Annotated in this window: 20 protein-coding genes and 1 pseudogene; 7 read left to right on the top strand and 14 right to left on the bottom strand. The window is 63.9% G+C overall.

Features of this window, described 5'->3' with window-relative positions; all coding sequences use genetic code 11:
- Window positions 1-6 precede the first annotated feature (6 nt).
- Window positions 7-195, top strand: a pseudogene (locus tag FJ423_RS17945) (LacI family transcriptional regulator); the annotation flags it as partial.
- A 63-nt stretch (window positions 196-258) separates the two neighbouring features.
- A complete protein-coding gene (locus FJ423_RS17940; protein ID WP_140843586.1) occupies window positions 259-1,335 on the top strand; it encodes a nitronate monooxygenase in 1,077 nt (358 codons plus the stop codon).
- A 69-nt stretch (window positions 1,336-1,404) separates the two neighbouring features.
- Here the strand turns inward: FJ423_RS17940 and FJ423_RS17935 are convergent, their stop codons facing one another.
- Window positions 1,405-2,808: an FAD-dependent oxidoreductase gene (locus FJ423_RS17935; RefSeq protein ID WP_140843585.1), complete on the bottom strand. Its 1,404-nt coding sequence runs from the start codon at window positions 2,806-2,808 to the stop codon at window positions 1,405-1,407.
- 179 nt (window positions 2,809-2,987) lie between these two features.
- On the opposite strand from FJ423_RS17935, the gene FJ423_RS17930 reads away from it, so the two are divergent.
- Window positions 2,988-3,788: a class I SAM-dependent methyltransferase gene (locus tag FJ423_RS17930; protein WP_140843583.1), complete on the top strand. Its 801-nt coding sequence runs from the start codon at window positions 2,988-2,990 to the stop codon at window positions 3,786-3,788.
- A 19-nt stretch (window positions 3,789-3,807) separates the two neighbouring features.
- On the opposite strand, the gene FJ423_RS17925 is transcribed toward FJ423_RS17930, so the two are convergent.
- On the bottom strand, window positions 3,808-4,512 hold the full coding sequence (locus FJ423_RS17925; RefSeq protein ID WP_140843581.1) for a YafY family protein: 705 nt from the start codon (window positions 4,510-4,512) through the stop codon (window positions 3,808-3,810).
- Between the two features lie 126 nt (window positions 4,513-4,638).
- On the opposite strand from FJ423_RS17925, the gene FJ423_RS17920 reads away from it, so the two are divergent.
- Window positions 4,639-5,274, top strand: a complete 636-nt coding sequence (locus tag FJ423_RS17920) for a LysE family translocator (protein ID WP_140843579.1) — start codon at window positions 4,639-4,641, stop codon at window positions 5,272-5,274.
- Window positions 5,275-5,295: 21 nt separating this feature from the next.
- Here FJ423_RS17920 and FJ423_RS17915 read toward each other — a convergent pair whose 3' ends face one another.
- From FJ423_RS17915 to FJ423_RS17885, 7 genes are all read right to left on the bottom strand, one after another.
- Entirely contained in the window at window positions 5,296-6,384 is a 1,089-nt protein-coding gene (locus FJ423_RS17915; RefSeq protein WP_140843577.1) for a 3-deoxy-7-phosphoheptulonate synthase, read from the bottom strand.
- 465 nt (window positions 6,385-6,849) lie between these two features.
- Window positions 6,850-7,644, bottom strand: a complete 795-nt coding sequence (locus FJ423_RS17910) for an SDR family oxidoreductase (RefSeq protein ID WP_140843575.1) — start codon at window positions 7,642-7,644, stop codon at window positions 6,850-6,852.
- 29 nt (window positions 7,645-7,673) lie between these two features.
- Window positions 7,674-8,666 carry an inositol 2-dehydrogenase gene (iolG, locus tag FJ423_RS17905; RefSeq protein ID WP_140843573.1) on the bottom strand — a complete coding sequence of 331 codons (993 nt, stop codon included), beginning with the start codon at window positions 8,664-8,666 and terminating at the stop codon, window positions 7,674-7,676.
- A 77-nt stretch (window positions 8,667-8,743) separates the two neighbouring features.
- Window positions 8,744-9,514: an ATP-binding cassette domain-containing protein gene (locus FJ423_RS17900; protein WP_095768022.1), complete on the bottom strand. Its 771-nt coding sequence runs from the start codon at window positions 9,512-9,514 to the stop codon at window positions 8,744-8,746.
- A 2-nt stretch (window positions 9,515-9,516) separates the two neighbouring features.
- The gene (locus FJ423_RS17895) at window positions 9,517-10,593 is read right to left on the bottom strand and encodes an ABC transporter permease (RefSeq protein WP_140843571.1); all 1,077 of its coding nucleotides are present in this window, start codon (window positions 10,591-10,593) and stop codon (window positions 9,517-9,519) included.
- 180 nt (window positions 10,594-10,773) lie between these two features.
- The gene (locus FJ423_RS17890) at window positions 10,774-11,715 is read right to left on the bottom strand and encodes a sugar ABC transporter substrate-binding protein (RefSeq protein ID WP_095768205.1); all 942 of its coding nucleotides are present in this window, start codon (window positions 11,713-11,715) and stop codon (window positions 10,774-10,776) included.
- Between the two features lie 487 nt (window positions 11,716-12,202).
- Entirely contained in the window at window positions 12,203-13,234 is a 1,032-nt protein-coding gene (locus FJ423_RS17885) for a LacI family DNA-binding transcriptional regulator (RefSeq protein WP_140843569.1), read from the bottom strand.
- Window positions 13,235-13,406: 172 nt separating this feature from the next.
- Between FJ423_RS17885 and FJ423_RS17880 the strand changes: the two genes are divergently transcribed.
- Genes FJ423_RS17880 through FJ423_RS17870 form a run of 3 tightly spaced genes read left to right on the top strand, consistent with a single transcriptional unit; the run spans window position 13,407 to window position 16,105 of the window.
- Entirely contained in the window at window positions 13,407-14,513 is a 1,107-nt protein-coding gene (locus tag FJ423_RS17880; RefSeq protein ID WP_181174824.1) for a fatty acid desaturase family protein, read from the top strand.
- 42 nt (window positions 14,514-14,555) lie between these two features.
- The gene (locus FJ423_RS17875; RefSeq protein ID WP_140674315.1) at window positions 14,556-14,870 is read left to right on the top strand and encodes a MocE family 2Fe-2S type ferredoxin; all 315 of its coding nucleotides are present in this window, start codon (window positions 14,556-14,558) and stop codon (window positions 14,868-14,870) included.
- 5 nt (window positions 14,871-14,875) lie between these two features.
- Window positions 14,876-16,105, top strand: a complete 1,230-nt coding sequence (locus FJ423_RS17870; protein ID WP_140843567.1) for an FAD-dependent oxidoreductase — start codon at window positions 14,876-14,878, stop codon at window positions 16,103-16,105.
- A 148-nt stretch (window positions 16,106-16,253) separates the two neighbouring features.
- Here FJ423_RS17870 and FJ423_RS17865 read toward each other — a convergent pair whose 3' ends face one another.
- The 5 genes from FJ423_RS17865 to FJ423_RS17845 all read right to left on the bottom strand — a co-directional run bounded on the left by FJ423_RS17865 (window position 16,254) and on the right by FJ423_RS17845 (window position 20,333).
- A complete protein-coding gene (locus tag FJ423_RS17865; protein WP_140843565.1) occupies window positions 16,254-16,541 on the bottom strand; it encodes a GIY-YIG nuclease family protein in 288 nt (95 codons plus the stop codon).
- 173 nt (window positions 16,542-16,714) lie between these two features.
- The gene (locus tag FJ423_RS17860) at window positions 16,715-17,674 is read right to left on the bottom strand and encodes a DUF1402 family protein (RefSeq protein ID WP_140843563.1); all 960 of its coding nucleotides are present in this window, start codon (window positions 17,672-17,674) and stop codon (window positions 16,715-16,717) included.
- A 214-nt stretch (window positions 17,675-17,888) separates the two neighbouring features.
- Complete coding sequence (gene hslU, locus FJ423_RS17855) at window positions 17,889-19,199, bottom strand: ATP-dependent protease ATPase subunit HslU (RefSeq protein ID WP_140843561.1); 1,311 nt, start codon at window positions 19,197-19,199, stop codon at window positions 17,889-17,891.
- 5 nt (window positions 19,200-19,204) lie between these two features.
- Entirely contained in the window at window positions 19,205-19,804 is a 600-nt protein-coding gene (locus FJ423_RS17850; RefSeq protein WP_140843559.1) for a DUF2585 domain-containing protein, read from the bottom strand.
- Window positions 19,805-19,808: 4 nt separating this feature from the next.
- Window positions 19,809-20,333: a GNAT family N-acetyltransferase gene (locus tag FJ423_RS17845; RefSeq protein WP_140843557.1), complete on the bottom strand. Its 525-nt coding sequence runs from the start codon at window positions 20,331-20,333 to the stop codon at window positions 19,809-19,811.
- Window positions 20,334-20,360: the final 27 nt, after the last annotated feature.

The following is a 20,360-nucleotide window of genomic DNA, read 5'->3' as shown; positions in this document are numbered from 1 at the left end:
TTGCATGACGAGGAGATCGCCCGCCATCACTTCCCGCCGCTGACGACCTTGCCGCATCTGGCGATGGGCCAATGGGCGATCGAGCAGCTCGAAACGCCGCCGACGCCTGGCCGCGGCCGCTATCCCATCACCAATCTGGAGTGCCCGCTGGTGGAACGGGAGAGCGTGGGGAGTGTACCCGCACAATTCCGATGACCCGGCCCCGAGACCGGCCTATGATGAGTGAGCGTGTGTTCCTTCCCAACAGGAAAAACGCTCATGTGGCCGAACCGCCGTTTATGCGATCTTTTCAAGATCGAGCATCCGATCATCCAGGCGCCGATGGCGGGCTCGGCGACGCCGGAACTCGCCGCCGCGGTGAGCAATGCCGGTGGGCTGGGGTCGCTCGGATGCGCATCGATGCTGCCGGATGGCCTGCGCCACGTTGCGCGCCAGATGCGCGCCTTGACCGTGCGTCCCTTCAACCTCAACTTCTTTGTTTTTCCCAGACCCGACACCGGCGACACCGTGCTGACCCAGGTCATTGACAGGTTGCGGCCCTACTATGAGGAGCTGTCGCTCGGCGAACCCTCGCGGAGGCTTCCGCCGATCGGACCAGGTTTCGACCAAGAAAAGCTTGGACTGCTGCTCGAGATCCAGCCGCCGGTCGTGAGCTTTCATTTCGGCATTCCGGATGCGGCTGCCATCGGCAGGCTGAAGCAGGCCGGGATCGCAATCATCGGCACCGCGACGAATGTCGCCGAGGCGCGCAAGCTCGCCGACGGGGGAGCCGACGCGGTGATAGCCCAGGGCTGGGAGGCGGGAGGTCACCGCGGTTCGCATGCTCCCAATGGTCCTGGCGACGGCGTCGGAACGATGGCGCTGGTTCCCCAGGTCGTCGATGCCGTCGAACTCCCGGTCATTGCCGCGGGAGGCATCGCCGACGGCCGCGGCATAGCGGCCGCTTTCGCGCTTGGCGCCAGCGGCGTGCAGATCGGCACCGGCTTCCTGTCCTGCGACGAAGCCGGCACGGACGCACCGCGCCGCGCCCTGATCCGCACCGCGACCGACATGGACACGATGGTCACCGATGCCTTCACCGGCCGCGCGGCGCGCGCGAGACGCACCCGCTACGCCCTGGAAATGGAGGAGAGCAGGGTGCCCCTTCCGGACTTCCCGCAAATGGTCGCGCTCAGCGCTCCGCTCGGCGGCGACAAGGATTTCGCCTTCCATCTCTATGGGCAGGCGGCGGCGCTCAACAGGGAGCTTCCGGCCGGGCAACTGGTGCGAACGCTCGTGGCCGAAACGGCCGAAGTGTTCGACGCTCTCTCGACCGGCAAAACGACGCCTGCGTAAGCGAAGTCTTCGTCGTCGACGTTCCCGATGAGCTTTTAACCCCGCCTGTCGACTCTGGATTCGAAAAGATCAGCCGGCAAGTAGCGATGCCATACGGTCGCGATCGATGATGTTGGGATTCGGCGGCAAGGGGCGACCGTCCAGTTCGGCCAGTTTTGCCGCGATATGCGGTCTGGCGACGACATCCTGCGGCAGCGAAACGCACATGGCGATCTCGATCACGCCGCGAAACACGTCGGCATCCTCGCTTGCGGCAGCGAAAAGCCGGGCCATGACCGGATTCGGCGGCGGAACAGGAAGGCCGTCGGCCAAGGCATTCATCTCCGCGATCCGGGCACGGTCGGCGGCGATCTGGTTGCGATAGAACGGTCCGACCTGGCGCTCGGTCTCGACATCGTATTCCCGCGAGAATTCGGCAGGGTCGCCGATGTGCCGGCGAGCGATATTCCTGAGCACCTGCGCGTGCAGAAGGCCGACGCTCAACCCCCGCCCGGCGGACGGATTGGTGCAGGCCCAGGCATCGGCCACAGCCGCAAACCCGGTGACGACAGGCTGGCCGTCGACGACAAACCGCCGGTAGCGGTCGAGAACGCCCGCCATCAGCAGGACATGCGTGATCGGCTCGCCGTCCAGCCAATGGGCCTGCATCGGACATGCCGTAACGACACGGTGGAACGTGGCGGTGTCGCGCAAAGCGCGCATGGCCTTGTTTCTCGCGGAGGTGAACAGAGTGACCGACCAGGTGTCGTTGTCGCTATCCAGCGTGAGAATCGAGAACAGCCCCATCGGAGTGAGCAGGCGGCCCTTTCGGCGCGGCCGCTGCTTGCCCGTGAAATAGCGAGTGAAATAGACGAAATTGCTGTCCTCGGCTTCCTCGCTCGGACTGCGGCCTCCGGCGGCAACGATCCATGTGCAGGCAGGGCTTCGCCGCCCCATCGCATCGATCACCAGGTCGGCGCGAATCTCTTCGCCGGACGCCGTGCGAACGCCCGCAATATGCGGCACGCCGGGAATGGCTGAGGCTCCCGTGATCAGCTCGCGAACCTTGATCCCCCGCCGGACGGTCACATTGGGCGCAGCTTGCGCCATCTCGGCCGTGGCCCATTCGATCACCGGCCGCCGGCCTGTGACGAAGCGCATGGCTTCGTCACCCGGGCGGGGCGCCCTGTCCGTTATCGTCGGGGGCAACGATCGAGGGTCGAAGAAGTCCATCCAGACGCAGCCGGCGCGCAGCAAAATATCCGTCAGCCCCGGCAGCTCCTGATCGGCGACCATCCGGAAACGCGAGCTGAGGTTGTGAGGCTGCCTGAACTGCGCAACGCCGGGGCGCTCCCAGTCCCATCCTTGACTGGAACTCGAAGGCCGGTCCGCCGGATCAGCCTCGAGGACCGTCACGTCATGATCGTCGCGGCCAAGCATGGCCGCCGTGCACAACCCGATTACGCCTCCACCGCAAATCAGGATCTTGCTCACCCCGTCCCCCAAATATCCGCGAGGGTCCGGCGCCATATTAGCTTCTGCGCACAGTCCCGGCAACGTGCCGGGCCGCCAGCGCCCACCGCTTGTGTGCGGTCACTGAACGATCCGCTGCTTTGGCTGCTTGGCATGGCTTCCGTGGAAGTCTAGGTTGACTTCAACGAAGGGAGGGCGGGATGACATCAAGTTTCACCGTTCACGCGGCGTCGGGCTATGAGCAACTGATGGGGCGCTGGAGCCGCAGGCTCGCGCCCAAGTTCATCGATTTCGCCGGTCTGGCCGGCGGCGAAAAAGTCCTCGACGTGGGTTGCGGCACCGGCAGCCTGACCTTCGAGCTGGCGAAGTCAGGCGATCTCACCGATATCCAGGCCATCGACTTCTCGCCGGTCTTCGTCGCGGCGGCGAAGGAGAGGAATACCGATCCGCGCGTCACCATCCAGCAGGCGGATGCCACCGCCTTGCCGTTCGCCGATGATGCGTTCGACCGCGCGCTGGCGCTGCTGGTGCTGCACTTCGTGCCGGAGGCCGGCAAGGCGGTGGCCGAGATGCGCCGCGTGACGCGGCCGGGCGGTGTGGTCGCGGCCGTAGTCTGGGACCATTACGGCGGCATGACCGGCATGCGCATGATGATCGACACAGTTGCGGCGCTCAGCGAAAGCGGGCGTCAGCTGCGCAACCGCTATTGCTTCCAGCCAATGATGCAGCCGGGCGAGATGAAGCGGACCTTTGTCGAGCAGGGTCTCGTCGATGTCACCGAGGCCGAGCCGATGATCCGCATGGACTACGCGAATTTCGACGACTTCTGGGTGCCGATCGGCGCCGGCGAAGGCCCGCTCGGCAAATATATGACCACGCTGGACGCGGCCGAGCGGGAGCGTGTCGAGGCCGCCGTCCGCGATGCCTATCAAGCCGGTCGACCCGATGGCCCGCGATCCTTCGCCAATGTCGCCTGGGCCTGCCGCGGCATCGTTCCCTGAGACATAAGGCGGCAACGCGTCAGTTGCCGGCGGCCGCCGGGGCGTTGATCTCCCAGCCGTCGACCCACACTTGCCGCAGCCGGTCGCCTTCGCCCTTGAACCATTGGCCGGCCGCCCGGCAATCCTCGATGCGGTCGCTGCGGAAATTGCGGATGGCCTGCCGCAACTCGCACCAGGCGACGATGTTGGCGGTTTCGGCATAGTAGATCAGGGCGACCGGGCGAATGATGCGGCCGGTCGGCCGTCCCGCCTCGTCGCGATAGGAGAGGCTGAGTTTCTCCTCGTCGCGGATGGCGCGGCGGACCAAAGCGAGGTCGACGGCCGACGCTGAGGGCGCGGCAAAGCCCCAGGCATGGAGCGCATTGGCGTCGAGCGTCTGCCGCAAAGGCTGCGGCACGACGCCGGCGATCTTGGCGCCGACGCGTTTCGCAGCCTGCTTGAGCTCGTCGTCGCCCGTGCGCTCCAGCAGGGCCAGCGACAGCACGATCGCTTCCATCTCCTCGATGGAAAACATCAGCGGCGGCAGGTCGAAGCCGGGGCGCAGTATGTAGCCGATGCCGCGCCCGCCCTCGATGGGCACGCGCATTGCCTGCAGGGCCGCGATGTCGCGATAGACCGAGCGTGCAGTCACTTCCAGCCGCTCGGCGATCGTCGCCGCCGTTACCGGCTTCCTGGCCAGCCGCAGGATCTGGATGATCTCGAACAGGCGCGAGGCCTTGCGCATTTTCTCACCCGGCTGAAATGCAACTGACACACCCCCGTCAGTTGGAATGCCCTATAGGGCCGCCTACCCGCTTGAAAATCAACGGTTCCATTGCGTGCCAGGCGGATAATGCGACAGGCAACTGACATGAGCTATGGCGAAAATCTCTGGCTGTTCTTCGTGCTACTGTTCGGCATCATCGCCGTTCCGGGCATGGATATGCTGTTCGTGCTGGCCAATGCGCTGACCGGCGGCAGCAACAGGGGCCTGGCCGCGACTGCCGGCATCATGCTGGGCGGTGCAGTGCATACGCTGAACGGAGCGATCGGCGTCGGCCTGCTCATGCATTTCGTGCCGATCCTGTTCACGCCGCTGCTGATCGCCGGCGCCGCCTACATGGCCTATATCGGCATTTCGCTGATGCGCAGCTCGATCACCGTCGGCGACAACGGACCAACCGGGAGCCGCTCGGCCTGGAAGGCGTTTCGCCAGGGTCTGGTCACCTGCCTGATCAATCCGAAGGCCTATCTCTTCATCCTCGCCGTCTATCCGCAATTCCTGAAGCCGGCCTACGGTCCGATCTGGATGCAGGCGACGATCATGGGATTGCTAACGGTCGCCACGCAAGCCGCGATCTATGGCGGGCTCGCCGTCACGGCGGGGCGCAGCAGGCAGATGCTTGTGGCCAATCCCCGCGCGACCGTTCTCGCCGGGCGCATGGCAGGGCTGCTACTGTTCGCGGTTTCGATATTCACGGCCTGGGAAGGGTTGAGGGCGGCGTGATCGCCGCCCTCTCCATTTCGCTCAAGCCGCACCCTGCCGGCTGGCGAGCATTTCGCGCTTCACGGACCGCCATTCGACGGCGCCGGCGAGGCCGTGCAGCACCGTTTCCGTGGTCGCCCAGTCGATGCAGCCGTCGGTGATGCTCTGGCCGTAGACGAGCGGCTTGCCGGGCACGACGTCCTGCCGGCCGGCGACGAGATTGCTTTCGATCATGACGCCGATGATGCGCTCGTCGCCCGCAGCGACCTGGCCCGCCACGTCATGCGCGACCTTCGGCTGGTTCTCCGGCTTCTTGGCGCTATTGGCGTGGCTGACATCGATCATCAGCCGCGGCGCGACGCCGATGCGGCCAAGCTCGGCGGCAGCGGCGTCGATGCTTGCGGCATCATAGTTCGGCGCGACGCCGCCGCGCAGGATGACATGGCAATCCTCGTTGCCGGTGGTCGCCGCGATGGCGCTGCGGCCGCCCTTGGTCACCGCCATGAAATGATGCGGCTGGGCGGCCGATTTCACCGCCTCGCCGGCGATCCTGAGATTGCCGTCGGTGCCGTTCTTGAAGCCGACGGGACAGGAGAGGCCCGAGGCCAGCTCGCGATGGATCTGGCTTTCAGTGGTGCGCGCGCCGATCGCGCCCCAGGCGACGAGGTCGGCGATGTATTGCGGGATGGTCATGTCGAGGAACTCGGTCGCCGCCGGCAGGCCGAGATTGTTGACGGCCGACAGAACGTTGCGCGCCATGCGCAGCCCCTTTTCGATGTTGAAGCTGCCGTCGAGGTCGGGATCGTTGATCAGGCCCTTCCAGCCGACCGTGGTGCGCGGCTTTTCAAAATAGACGCGCATGACGATCTCGAGCCGGTCGGCCAGGGCCTCGCGCAGCGCCGCCAGACGGCTGGCATAGTCAACGGCCGCGACCGGATCGTGGATTGAACATGGGCCGACGATGACAAGTAGTCGATCGTCGGCCCCCGAGAGGATCGAATGGATGGCGTTGCGCGAGGCAGCGACGGTGCGCGTCGCGGTGAGCGAGCGCGGTATCTCGCGCATCACCTCGTCCGGCGTGCTCAAGGCTCTGATTTCGGTGACCCGAAGGTCGTCTGTGGTGGTCAACACGGCTTTCTGCTCCTGGTTTAGGAGACCTGCCGGCTGAAACAAAAAAAGCCGCCAGGTCTGGCGGCTTGTCGGATTTTCGATCTGGAGTTTTCAGATCGAGCGCAATCCTCCCGCCGCCAGCGAGCTGAAATAAAAGTACCAAAACGAGGCGGTCAGGTGGATCATGCGGCTGATATAATCGATGCGTGGGCGTTTGTCACGTGCCTGTTGAGGCTGGCAATTTCGGGTGGGGCCGAACCTTCGCGATTTCGTCATTCCAGGGCGAAGCAGGAGCGAAGCTCCGTCGCGAAGACCCTGGAATCCATGCCGTTACCTTGGCCGAAGAGCGCGGCGATGCATAATTCTGGACCGCAGCAACGCTCCGGAGTCGCGGCATGGATCCTCGGGTCTGCGCCGCGTCGCTTCGCTCCTTGCTCCGCCCGTGGATGACGAAGTGACCTGCGTCGCCGCCAGGCTCCCCTGCGACTACTCCCCGACCACGCCGGCTATGTTCTGATCATAATCGACCAGCGAGCCGGTCATGACGCCCGCCTGCGGGCTCAGCATGTAGGTGATCAGCCGGGCAAGCTGCGCGGGCTTGACCAGCTGGCCCATGGGCTGCGCGGCCTCGGCCTTCTCCAACCAGTCATCCGACGCTCCGTGCCATTTTTTCTGGACGATCGCCTCGCCCTCGGTGTCCATCCATCCCGGCAGCACCGCGTTGCAGCGGATGCGGTTCTTGCGATAGGAGCTCGCGACATTCTTGGTCAGGGTCATCAGTGCGCCCTTGCTGGTCGAATAGGGCGTCAGGAAAGACTGGCCGGCATGCGCCGACATCGACAGCACGTTGACGATCGAGCCCGGCGCCTTGCGCTCCAGGAGATGCGCGACCAGGCCCTGCATCAGGAAGAAGGGGCCGCGCACATTGGTGTCGAAGATTTGGTCGAAGAGTTCTTCCGATGTCTCCACCAGCGACCCTCGCGCGGAAGTGGCGGCGGCGTTGACCAGCGCGTTCAGCGTTCCGAAATGCTCGATCGCGGTCTCGACCGCGCGCTTGCAGTCGGCGACCTTGGCGACGTCGGCGCTGATGAAGATGGCGTCGACGCCGTTCTTCTTCAGCGCCGCGACCGCCCTGTCGCCCTTTTCCTGCGAGCGGCCGATCAGCGCCAGCGCGCGGCAGCCCTCATCGGCAAGCGCTTCCGCAACCGCGAAGCCGATGCCCTGCGCGCCGCCGGTGACGATGGCGCGCGTTTGTGAATTGCGACCGGCCAAACCGTTCATCGCTGTGCTCCTCAATCCGTATTCAAATTTCAATCGACGCGGATGGTCTTGCCCGTCTTGGCCGACTGCAAGGCCGCGTCGGCCAGCTTCAGCGCGATCAGCCCGTCCTTGCCGCTCGGCGCCGCCTTCTTGCCGGCAGTTGCCGCGGCGATGAAGGAGGCGATCTCGTTGGCATAGGCGTCGATGTAGCGGGTCATGAAGAAGTCGTGCAGTGGCGGACGGGTGTAGCCCTTGTCGTTGGCGAGCTCGATCGACACCGGCCGCTGGTTCTCGGCCGCGACCATGCCCTTGGAGCCGTGCACCTCGATGCGCTGGTCATAGCCATAGGTGGCGCGGCGCGAATTGGAAATGACGGCCTGCTTGCCGGAGGCGGTCTCGAGGATGACGCTGACCGAATCGAAATCGCCGGCTTCGCCGATTTTCTTGTCGACCAGCACCGAAGCATGCGCGCTCACCGCAACCGGCTCCTCGCCGAGCAGGAAGCGCGCCATGTCGAAATCGTGGATGGTCATGTCGCGAAAAATGCCGCCCGAGCGGGCGATGTAGTCGAGCGGCGGGGCGCCCGGATCGCGCGAGGTGATGGTGACCATCTCGACCGTGCCGATGGCGCCGTCGTCGATCGCCTTGCGCACGGCGGCGAAATGCGGGTCGAAGCGGCGGTTGAAGCCGACCATCAGCGTGGCCTTGGTCTTCTCAACAACGGCCAGGCATTTTTCGACCCGCTCGACGGAGAGATCGATCGGCTTCTCGCAGAAGATCGCCTTGCCGGCCTTGGCGAAGCGCTCGATCAGATCGGCATGGGTGTCGGTCGGGGTGCAGATGATGACGGCGTCGATGTCCTTGGCCTGCTCGATGGCATCGATCGTGCGGACTTCGGCGCCGTAGGCGGAGGCGAGCTCAGTCGCCGCTTTCTCGAAGGCATCCGCGACGGCAACCAGTTTTGCCTGCGGATTTGAGCCGACGGCGCGGGCATGCACCTTGCCGATACGACCGGCGCCGAGAAGAGCGAAGCGGAGAGTCATGGAATATCCTTCGTGATGGTTCAGAAAGCTGTCCGCGCCGCCGGCGCGGATGATTGGTTGATCCGTCGCGGCGTCCGTCAGGCGGCCTGAAGCTCCGCCTGTCCGGTCTTGGCGCCGGTTATGTAGGCGACGATGTCGTTGCCGTCGGTGTCCTGCTTGCGCAGGTTGGCGACGATGCGGCCGCGGCGGAAGACGACGATGCGGTCGACCAGGTCGAACACCTGGCGCATGTTGTGGCTGACCAGGATCAGTGGCTCGCCGTTTTCCTTCAGAGTGCGGATGATGTTTTCGACCTGCGCGGTCTCCTGCACGCCGAGCGCTGCCGTCGGCTCGTCCATGATGATCAGCTTGGAGGCGAAGGTCGCGGTCCTGGCGATCGCGACGCATTGGCGCTGGCCGCCCGACATGTGGCGGATGGTGCTGGACAGGTTCGGGATCTTCACCGCCGTGCGGACAAGCGCTGCCTCGGTCGCCTTGCGCATCGCCTTGCGGTCGAGAATCGAGAACGGCCCGAGGTTGAAGAGCACCTTCTCGCGGCCGAGGAACAGGTTCGACGGCACGTCGAGATCGTCGGCCAGCGCAAGGTTCTGGAACACGGTCTCGATGCCCGCCTCGCGCGCCTCGATCGGGCCGGCGAAGTTCACTTCCTTGCCGTCGAACCAGATCTTGCCGTCGGTGCGCTGCTCGACGCCGGTGATCTGGCGCACGAAGGTCGATTTGCCGGCGCCGTTGTCGCCCATGATGGCGACATGCTCGCCCTTGCGCAGCTCGAAATTCGCCTCCTGCAGCGCGTGCACGCCGCCATAATGCTTGGTCAGGTTTTCGGTCTTCAGAACGATGTCGGACATGGTCAAGCTCCTATCGCGCGGCGGCGCTGGCGCCATTGATCGAGAACGACCGCGCCGACGATGATCACGCCCTTGACCATCTCTTGATAGTAGGCGTCGAGGCGCAGGAAGGTGAAGCCGGAAATGATGACGCCGAAGATCAGCGAGCCGATCACGGTGCCGACGATCGAGCCGCGGCCGCCCGACAACGAAACGCCGCCGATGACCGCCATGGCGATGGCGTCGAGCTCGTACATGACGCCCATGCCGGCCTGGGCGGTGAGGTTCTTGGAGCAGAGCACCACGGCGGCAAGCGAAGCGAGGATACCGGCGATGGCGTAGACCAGCACCTTGTGATTGGCGATCTTGATGCCCGACATGCGCGCGGCATCCTCGTTGGAGCCGATCGCATAGCAATGCTTGCCATATTTCGTATAGCTCAGGATAAGCTGGAACAGGAGCGCCAGCGAGATGAAGATGACGACAGGCATCAGGCCCTTGCCGATGGCCGCGAAGCTGTCGGTCGGGAACGAGATCGGCTGGCCCTTCGACCACCATTTTGCGATGCCGCGGGCGGTGACCATCATGCCGAGCGTGGCGATGAACGGCGGAATGCGGGTATAGGCGATCAACAGGCCGTTGATCAGGCCGGCGATCAGTCCGCAGCCGATCGCGACCAGCACCGGCACGATGACCGGCAGGTCGGTCCAGCCATAATCGATGAACATCGCCTTGGGATTGGGATTGCCGTTGACGGTCGCAACCTGCGCGAAGCTCATGGCGATCATGGCGGTGGCGCCGACGATCGAGCCCGAGGACAGGTCAATGCCGCCGCAGATGATGACCTGGGTGACGCCGATGGCGATGATGCCGACGATCGAGACCTGCAGGATGATGATCTGCAGGCGCTGCTCGTTGAAGAGGCCCGACACATTCTCGCGCGTGTTGAACAGGAAGCTGTCGCCGAGGAAGACGCGGCCGATCAACTCGAAGGCGACGACGAGGATGACCAGCGCCAGGAATACGTTGAACTCGGCCGGCCATGGACGCTTCTTGGCGTCATAGCTCAACCCGCCAATGCCATGCGATGTCTGTGACACGTCTTCTTCCTCCGAATGACCGCGCCCCGTTCTCCCGCCCTGTCGGGCGGGAGAGGAACAGAGCGGCGCCGCTTCGCCAGCAGCCGATTTCAGCCAGTCCGATGCGTCGCGGCACCACTCCGCGGTTTGTCTTCACGCAATTCCGTACCGAAACCGTTCCTGGAATTGCGCCGGCGCGCCTCAGTTCTTCTTCAAGAACTTATCGATGTTCGCCGGAGTGACGAGCTGGAACGGGATATAGACCTTGTGTTCCACCTTTTCGCCCTTGGCGAGCTTCAGCGCCGCATCGAGCGCACCGGCGCCCTGGCCGGCAGCGTCCTGGAAGACCGTCACGTCGAGGTCGCCTGCCTGCATCGCGGCTAACGCGTCCTGGGTGGCATCGACGCCGCCGACGACCACCGACTTCATGTCGATGTTGGCGGCCTTCATCGCCTGGATGGCGCCGATGGCGCTTTCGTCGTTGTTGGCGATGACGCCATCGAACGCCTTGCCCGACGACAGCCAGTTGGTCATCAGGTTCTGCGCCTGGTCACGATCCCAGTTCGAGGTCTGCTTGTCGATGATCTTGATGAAGCTGCAGTCCGGCGTGGCGATGACTTCCTCGATGTCCTTGGTGCGCTGCACCGCGGCCTGGTTCGAGAGCTCGCCCATGATCACGTAGACATTGGCTTCCTTCTTGCCGGCTTCCTTGAACAGGCGGCAGGCTTCCTTGGTCTCGAGCGTGCCGGATTCCGCCTCGTTCGACGCGACGAAAGCCTGGTTGTCCGGCAGCTGGTCGACATTGACCGGCTGGCGGTTGACATAGACCAGCGGGACCTTGGCCGCGGCGGCCGCGTCCGACATTGCCTGGGTGGCCGAGGTGTCGACCGGATTGACGATGATGGCGTCGACACCCGAGGCGGCGAAGTTCTTGATCTGGTCGAGCTGCTTGGCCACGTCGTTCTGCGCATCCTCGACCTGCAATTCGACGCCGCTCATGCCCTTGGCCTGCGCGATCATGCCGTTGCGCAGCACGGTCAGGAAGTTGTCATCGAACTTGGCCATCGAAACGCCGATCTTGGCGGCGAAGGCGGATGAACACATCAGCGCCGAAAGCGCGACGCCCAAAAGCAGTTTCTTCATTTTATTCTCCTCCACTTGGTGTCCGGCTGCACCCATTTGAACCGGAATCCCCGGTTTGCCCGGGGAATCTCTCCTGCGGCCATGCGGCGTCCCAACTCGACTGGAACGCCTCTTCCTCCGTTCGCACAGGCGTTCCGGAACGAAAGAACCAAAAAGCCTAGTTAGTGAAATATTTATTCCATTTCGTTTTGGAAACGTCAAGGGCGATTCCGACGAGATTGGCCGGTTTTTCGGTCCCGATCGTCGAAACCCGAGCCCGAATCGAAGCAAATCGCCATGAAAGAATCCATCAGCCTGATGGATTCTTTCACATCGACGCCATTGCAAACGCCGGGAATTGTCTGAAGCCGCCCCAACCTCGTCATTCTATGGTGAACTATGGCGAAGCAAGGAGCGAATCGACGCGATGGGCGCTTCGGCCAATCTCCAACGCGTGCCGCCTGCCAACGCAAACGGGCGACGGATCAAAATTCCTGCGGCGGAGCTACTAGATGTTTTCCGGCAGATAGATATCGAAGGGCAGGAAGGTCTGCCCCGGCGCATTGGCGGCGCCGCTTTCGATGGCATGGGCCATCAGCCCCAGGAGTTCCCGGCAGAGCGCGGCGAGCGGCGTCGAGATCACCATGGTGAGGATGTTGTCGGCAAGTGCTGCGCGCGAGACGGCGTTGATCTCGTTGCAGATGACGACCGGCATATCGGCCGGGTTCGCCGTTCTCAGCGCCGAGACGGCGCCTTCCATGCCGCCGCCGGCGACATAGCAACCGGCAAGATCGGGATGGCGCGCCAGAAGATCGAGCATGGCGTCATGCGTCACGTCATTCGCCTCGAGGTTGACCAGCGTTTCCATCACGGTGAAATCCGGCGCGTGCTCGCGGAAATAGGAGCGGAAGCCGATCTCGCGCAGCTCGTGGCCATGGAAGCGGTGGCTGCCGACGAAGAGCGCCACCTTGCCCGGCTTCCTGGCGGCCTTGGCGATCATCCATGCGGCGCTGCGTCCGACCTTGCGGTTGTCGAGACCGACATAGCCCTCGCGGATGCCGGCGGCAAAATCGGACAGCAGCGAGAAGACCGGCTGCCCCCTCGCCTTCAGCGCCTCCACCACCGCCGTCAGCGTCGGGTGATCCGGGCCGACGACAGCGATGGCTCTCGACTTGGCCGCCAGCCTGCGCATCTGGCCCGCAATCTCATCGGGCGCCAGCGACGTGGCGAAGTCGATCGCGGCAGTGCCGCGGAAACGTTGCGACTGCGAAACCGCCAGCTCGAGCTCCCTGGCAAAATCGCCATAGAAGACGTCATTGCCCCTCAGCAGCAGGAAGCCGAGCCGGTATTCCGGCAATTCCTGGCGCATCCGCTGCTTGATCAGCCCCGCCGCGTGGTAGCCGATTTCGGTGGCGGCCTCATACACCCGGTGCGCCGTCTCCTCGCGCACCGGCAGGCGGCTGTTCAGCACCCTGTCAACGGTGGCGACGCTGACGCCCGAGACGCGCGCGAGATCGCTAATGGTCGGCCGCTTTGCCATGAATGCTCCATTGCCTGTCCGACTCAGCATATCTCACTCTGATAGGAAATGATAGAAACTATCTTCCTGATGTTGAGACTATCATGGGCCGGCGGTATGGTGAAGTGGAAGCCGGCCATGAACGAGCCCAGACCTGCCAAACCGTTCGCCAGGCGCTGTTGGAGGAAGCTCAATGACTGCCATGACGTCTTCGTCGGCGTCGCCACGCGACTACAGCCTGACCGGCCGCGACGCCAAGCTCGCGGTCGAGAACGGGCTGGCGGCGGCCGAGTGGTACCATACCGAGATCCCGCGCAAGCAGATGAAGGAGCTGATGCAGCGCTCCGACCAGCCGGCGATCCGCGACACCATCATCTGGCTCGGCGCGCTGATCCTCAGCGGCGCGGGCGGCGCCTGGTTCTGGGGCAGCTGGTGGTGCGTGCCATTCTTCTTCGTCTATGGCACGCTCTACGGGTCCTCGACCGATTCCCGCTGGCACGAATGCGGCCATGGCACGGCCTTCCGCACCCAGTGGATGAACGACGCCGTCTACCAGCTCGCCTGCTTCATGATCATGCGCAATCCGGTGACATGGCGCTGGAGCCATACACGCCATCATACCGACACCATCATCGTCGGCCGCGATCCCGAAATCGCCGTCATGCGGCCGCCGGATCTGCTGCGCGTTGTCTTGAACTTCTTCGGCATTCTCGACGCATGGCATGCCATGATCGACATGCTGCGCAACGCCGCCGGCGTCATCAGCGCGGCGGACAAGACCTTCATCCCCGAACAGGAACAGCCGAAGGCCATCCGCGTCGCCCGCCTATGGCTCGCCATCTATATCGCGACCATCACCCCGGCGCTCTATCTGCATTCCTGGCTGCCGCTGCTGCTGATCGGCCTGCCCCGCCTCTACGGCGCCTGGCATCACGTCATGACCGGACTGCTGCAGCATGGCGGGCTCGCCGACAATGTCATCGACCATCGGCTCAACAGCCGCACCGTCTACATGAACCCGGTCAGCCGCTTCATCTACTGGAACATGAACTACCATGTGGAGCACCACATGTTCCCGATGGTGCCCTACCACGCGCTGCCGAGGCTGCACGAGATGATCAAGCACGATCTGCCGGCGCCGACGCCGTCGATCCTGGCCGGCTATCGCGAGATGATCCCGGCCTTCCTGCGCCAGCTGCGCAACGAGGATTATTTCCTCAAGCGCGCGCTGCCGCCGACGGCGAAGCCCTACCGGGAAGAGCTGCACAACGACAATCCGGTGGCGGCAGCGGCCGAGTGATCTGCCGAAGAGCTTAACCAACCGATTTTCGCGGAGAACGAGATGAGCGACTGGGTCGAGGCCTGCGCGGCCGGAGACATCGACGAAGAGGACGTGATGCGGTTCGACCATGCCGGCCGCACCTTCGCCATCTACCGCAGCCCCGACGACGAATATTTCGCGACCGACGGGCTGTGCACGCATGAAAAGGTGCATCTGGCCGACGGGCTGGTGATGGACGACATCATCGAATGCCCGAAGCACAACGGCCGCTTCAATTACAAGACCGGTGACGCGCGCGGCGCGCCGGTCTGCGTCAACCTCAAGACCTATCCGGTCAAGGTCGACGCCGGCAAAGTTCTTGTTCAGGTCGGGTGACGCTGATGACGGGAGGAATGGTGGTCATCGGAGCTGGCGAATGCGGCGGGCGCGCCGCGCTCGCCCTGCGCGATCTCGGCTTCGAAGGGCCGGTCACGCTGGTCGGCGACGAGCCGCATCTGCCCTATGAGCGGCCGCCGCTGTCGAAGGAAGCGATGACTGGCGAGGCGCTTTCGATCAAGGCGATCGCCACCGACGCGCTGTTCGCCGAGCGCGCGATCCGCCACATCCATTCCGTCCGGGCCGTCGCGATCGATCGTGCCGCGCATGTCGTGCAACTGTCGGATGGATCCTCCCTTTCCTATCAAAAGCTTTTGCTGGCGACCGGATCCGTGCCGCGCACGCTGCCGATGCCGGGTCTCGGAGGGCGTTGCGTCTATCTCAGGACGTTCAACGACGCTTTGGCCATTCGCGCTCATCTCAGCGCCGGCAACCGCGTCGCCATCATCGGCGGCGGCTTCATCGGCCTCGAGCTTGCCGCCGCGGCGCGCAAGCTCGGCGCCGCCGTCACCGTCATCGAGGCCCAGCCGCGCATCCTGATGCGCGGCGTGCCGGCCGAGATCGCCGAGATCATCCACAAGGCGCATGAGGCCGAGGGCGTTGCGATCAGCACCGGCCAAGGGATAGCGGCGATTGCCGATGACGGCGCGGAGGTCAGCATCACGCTGGCCGACGGGCAGGCCATCGTCGCCGATCTCGCGGTGATCGGCATCGGCGCCGTGCCGGTGACCGCGCTTGCCGCTGAGGCGGGACTGGCGATCGACAACGGCATCGCAGTCGACGAGCAGTTGCGCACCGCCGACCCGGATATCTTCGCCGCGGGCGACTGCTGCTCGTTCCCGCTTGCCGTCTATGGCGGCCGGCGCGTGCGCCTCGAAGCCTGGCGCAACGCCCAGGAACAGGGCGCCTTGGCCGCGAAGAACATGCTGGGCGCCGAAGAGGCGCATGCCGCCGTGCCGTGGTTCTGGTCGGATCAGTATGGGCTGACCCTGCAGATCGCCGGGCTGTCGGACGAAGGCAAGAGTATCGTGCGGCGCGACCTCGACGACGGCGCCTTCATCCTGTTCCACTTGGCCGAGGATGGCAGGCTGGTGGCCGCCAGCGGCATCGGCCCCGGCAATGCGGTGGCGCGCGACATCCGGCTGGCGGAAATGCTGATCGCCAAGCGGGCGAGCCCGGCGCCGGAAGCGCTCGGCTCGCAAGCGGTCAAGCTGAAGTCGCTGCTGGCGGCGTGATTTTCCCTAATCGGGGGAGGTCGCGCTGCCCCTCATCTGCCTGCCGGCATATCCTTCGTCATTCTAGGGCGGAGCAAGGAGCGAAGCGACGCGCGCAGACCCTAGAATCCATGCCGTGACGCACGAGCACCGCAGCGGCGCAGAACGATCACCAGCCAATTCCGCGAAAGAGCTCGAACCATTCCGGGTTGGCTTTCTCTATGAGCTCGACCTTCCATCGCCGTGGCCAGCGCTTCAACGACGTCTCACGCTGAATGGCATCGGCGATGTCGAAATACTCCTCGTACCAGACCAAACGCTGCACACCATAGCGGCTGGTGAAGCTGGAGCCTTGGCCAGTCTTGTGCTCCGACATCCGACGCGCCAGGTCGTTGGTGACACCGATATAGATCGTGCCGCCTTTCTGGCTTGCGGTCATGTAGACACAGCCGGTCATCTGGCGATCTTAGCTGGCGCCGTTATCGGCGGCTATTCTGGACCGCTGCATTCTCCGGCCAATGTCACGGCATGGATTCTAGGGTCTGCGCGCGTCGCTTCGCTCCTTGCTCCGCCCTAGAATGACGAAAGGATGGGGTCGCGGGTCTTGAGGGGCAGCGCGAATGTGACGCCCTAAAACAGCGCCTTCAGCTCATCCAGCTTGTCGTTGACCAACCAGCCGTAATAATTTTCTTCGGGCAGCTTTTCCGGCTCGCCGGCGGCGCGGCGCTTGTCGTTCTCGGCCTTCAGAGCATAAGCGCGCTCTTCGGGGTTGCCGACATTGTAGAGCGTGGCGGTCAGGCCCGGATTTTTCGAGATGTCGAAGCCGGCGATGCCGCGGTAGGCGTCGATGGACTTTCTGATGGTCGCGGCGACGTAGGGCAGCGTCAGGTCCGGGTCCATGATGGTCTTGTAGACCGCGTTGGGATCGCTGACGTCGAGCCTGGGCAAGCCTGAGACCTTGTGCACGAGGTCGCTCATCTGCAACGCAGTCAGCGGGTTCAACTGGCCGAGGCCGAAGGTCTGGCCGGCATAATAAGGCTGGAAGAAGGTGGCGCCGAAGCGATCGTTGGGGAAATCCTCGCCGCCGACGCTCTTGCCGCGGAAGGCGCGGTTCCACACCTGCTCGCGGCATTCCCAAAGGTCGTAGCTGTCGTCCATGCCGGCGCATTTCTCGAATTCCGGCCGATGGATGAAATCCGAAACGTCCTCGCCGTGATAGGCGAAAGAGAGCTTGCTCGACAAATAGGAGATCGCCTTCACGTAATAGGTCTGCAGACGGTCGTACGCGTCGACATTGTAGGTATGCTCGCCGACGATGGCGCCGACGATATGCATGGGATCGATACCGTAGGCTGCTGCCGCCTTCCTGATCTTGCCGCGCAGTTCGGCATCGTTCTGCAACAGCGCGTAGACCTTGCGGTACTTGGCCTGGAAGGTGGTGTTGGTGGCCTGAGTGCGCCGGCTGGAGGCGCCTGGAATATCCGGCTGCACGCTGTTGCGGTTGCCCGGGGGCACGATGGTCGCGGCATCGGCGGTTGCCACCGCCGCCGCCAGGGCCATGCCGAGAAAAAGCAGGATAAGTTTCTTCATACGCCGCCGCCTTCGAATGCGCGGCAAACTAGGTAAAGCGCATGGCAGAGTCGAGAGAAGGCTTCGAGCCGTGCACGAAAATGGTGGCCAGATGCTTCCATTTGGCCACACTTTGGATTGGAAGGGCGTTTCAGGCCGGCCTGAGCCGGCCCGAAATCGGGGCATTGGACGGGCGTTTCAGGCCGGCCGGAAGCCAGCCCGAACCCGATAGAGCTTAAAGAATAAACCGCGACAGGTCGGTGTTGCGCGACAGGTCGCCGACATGCTTCTCGACATAGGCGGCGTCGATGGCGACGGCCGTGCCGTGGCGGTCGGGCGCGTCGTAGGAAATCTCGTCCAGCACACGCTCCATCACCGTCTGCAGGCGCCGGGCGCCGATGTTCTCGACGCTGGCGTTGAGATCGACGGCGATGCCGGCAAGCGAATCGATGGCGTCGTCGGTGAAGGTCAGCTCGACGCCTTCGGTCTTCATCAACGCGATATACTGCTTGATGAGGCTCGCCTCAGTCTCGGTGAGGATGCGGATGAAATCCGCCTTCTCCAGCGCGCGCAGCTCGACACGGATGGGCAGGCGGCCCTGCAGCTCGGGCAGCAGGTCGGACGGTTTGGAGACATGGAAGGCGCCCGAAGCGATGAACAATATATGGTCGGTCTTGATCGGCCCATACTTGGTCGCGACCGTGGTGCCTTCGACCAGCGGCAGCAGGTCGCGCTGCACGCCTTCGCGCGACGGGCCGCCCGAAATGTCGCTCCTGGCGGCGATCTTGTCGATCTCGTCGAGGAAGACGATGCCGTCATTCTCGGCCGATTCCAGCGCCCTGCGCACCACCTCGTCCTGGTCGAGCAGCTTGTCGGACTCGTCGTTGACCAGCACCGCGTAGGAATCGCGCACCGTGGTCTTGCGGGTCTTGGTCCTGCGGCCGCCCATCGCCTTCGACAGCATGTCGTTGATGTTGAGCACGCCGACATTGGCGCCCGGCATGCCGGGGATCTCGAAACCGGGCATGCCGCCGGTGCCGGTGTCGGCCACCTCGATCTCGATCTCCTTGTCGTCGAGCTCGCCGTCGCGCAGCTTCTTGCGGAAGGAGTCGCGGGTCGCCGGGCTCGCCGTCTTGCCGACCAGCGCTTCCAGGACGCGTTCCTCGGCGTTGATCTGGGCGCGCGCGGCGACGTCCTCGCGCATCTTCTCGCGCGTCAGGCCGATGGCGACCTCGACGAGATCGCGCACGATCTGCTCGACATCGCGGCCGACATAACCGACCTCGGTGAATTTCGTGGCCTCGACCTTAACGAAGGGCGCGCCGGCGAGCCGCGCCAGACGCCGCGAGATCTCGGTCTTGCCGACCCCGGTCGGGCCGATCATCAGGATGTTCTTCGGCATCACCTCTTCGCGCATCTGGCCTTCCAGCTGCTGGCGGCGCCAGCGGTTGCGCAAGGCAATGGCCACGGCGCGCTTGGCGTCCTTCTGGCCGATGATGAAGCGATCGAGTTCCGAAACGATTTCGCGGGGAGAAAATGTGCTCATATTACTCAAATTCCACTTTGCCACTGCCTGATAAACTCGAACGGATGCAGCAGCATGATCACGTTGAGCGTCAGATTGTCCCGGATGATGTAACCCGTGCCGAACTCGAAGATGAGCGCCAGGGCCACGACCACCCATATAGGTAGCTTTCGCGCCATCACAAATCCCAGCGCCATGAACAGCGTGTCGGACACCGAGTTGATGATCGAGTCGCCGTAATAGTTGAGCGAGATGGTGCCGGCGCGATAGCGGTCAATGATGAAGGGGCTGTTTTCCAGGATCTCCCAGCCGCCTTCGATGAGGACGGCGAAGGCGAGCCTTAAGCCCACTGGCGAGCGCGGGAACAGCGCCCAGGCCAGCGCATAGAACAGGAAGCCGTGGATGATGTGCGAGAAGGTGTACCAGTCGGCGATGTGCTGCGAATTCTCCGAACTGTTGACCACGCCATGCCAGAGCTTGACGTAGCCGCAGGTGCAGATCGGCGGATGGCCCATGCCGTACAAGGCGCCTGCCTGGAATATGATAAAGGCGAGCACGAGCAGCAGGCCCATGCGCCAACTGTTTTCATAGGCCGAAAGCGTCTTGTCCCCTCCGGATGCGGTCATTCAATCAGTCCCCCAGATGTTCATCGTCGTTGGCCGAATCGACGGCCATCAGCACGACGTCCCCATATTGCGAATGCCTGCGGCCGATCGGCCTGAAGCCGGCCTTCTCATAGGCGCGGATGGCGCGGCCATTGTCGGGATGCGGATCGATGATGACGCGCGGCGCGCCTTCCTCCAAAAGCTCCCCGACGAACTGGCGCAGGATGGCCGAGCCATGGCCGATGCCGACCAGTTCCGGCGGGCCGATCGTGAGGTCGATACCCAGCGTGCCGAAGGGCTGGTCGGCATAGGGATGGTCGTCCTCCATATGCGGGTCATAGCTCTGCAGATAGGCGATCGGCCTGCCGTCGAGCTCGACGATCAGCGGCTCCACCGAAACCGAATCGATATGCTCGCGGATCTCGGCGATTTCCTTTTCCGGATCGTCCCACCATGCGGCGACATGCGACTCGCGCAGCCAACCGGCGATCATCGGCAGGTCTTTTTCCGTGACCGGCCGAAAATCATAGCTATCTTCCTGTTCGACCATGATCTCGTCCAAAAACCGATTCCCACT

It is taken from the genome of Mesorhizobium sp. B2-8-9 (assembly GCF_006439475.1).
GTDB lineage: Bacteria > Pseudomonadota > Alphaproteobacteria > Rhizobiales > Rhizobiaceae > Mesorhizobium.
This window is presented reverse-complemented; position numbering and strand designations above follow the sequence as displayed.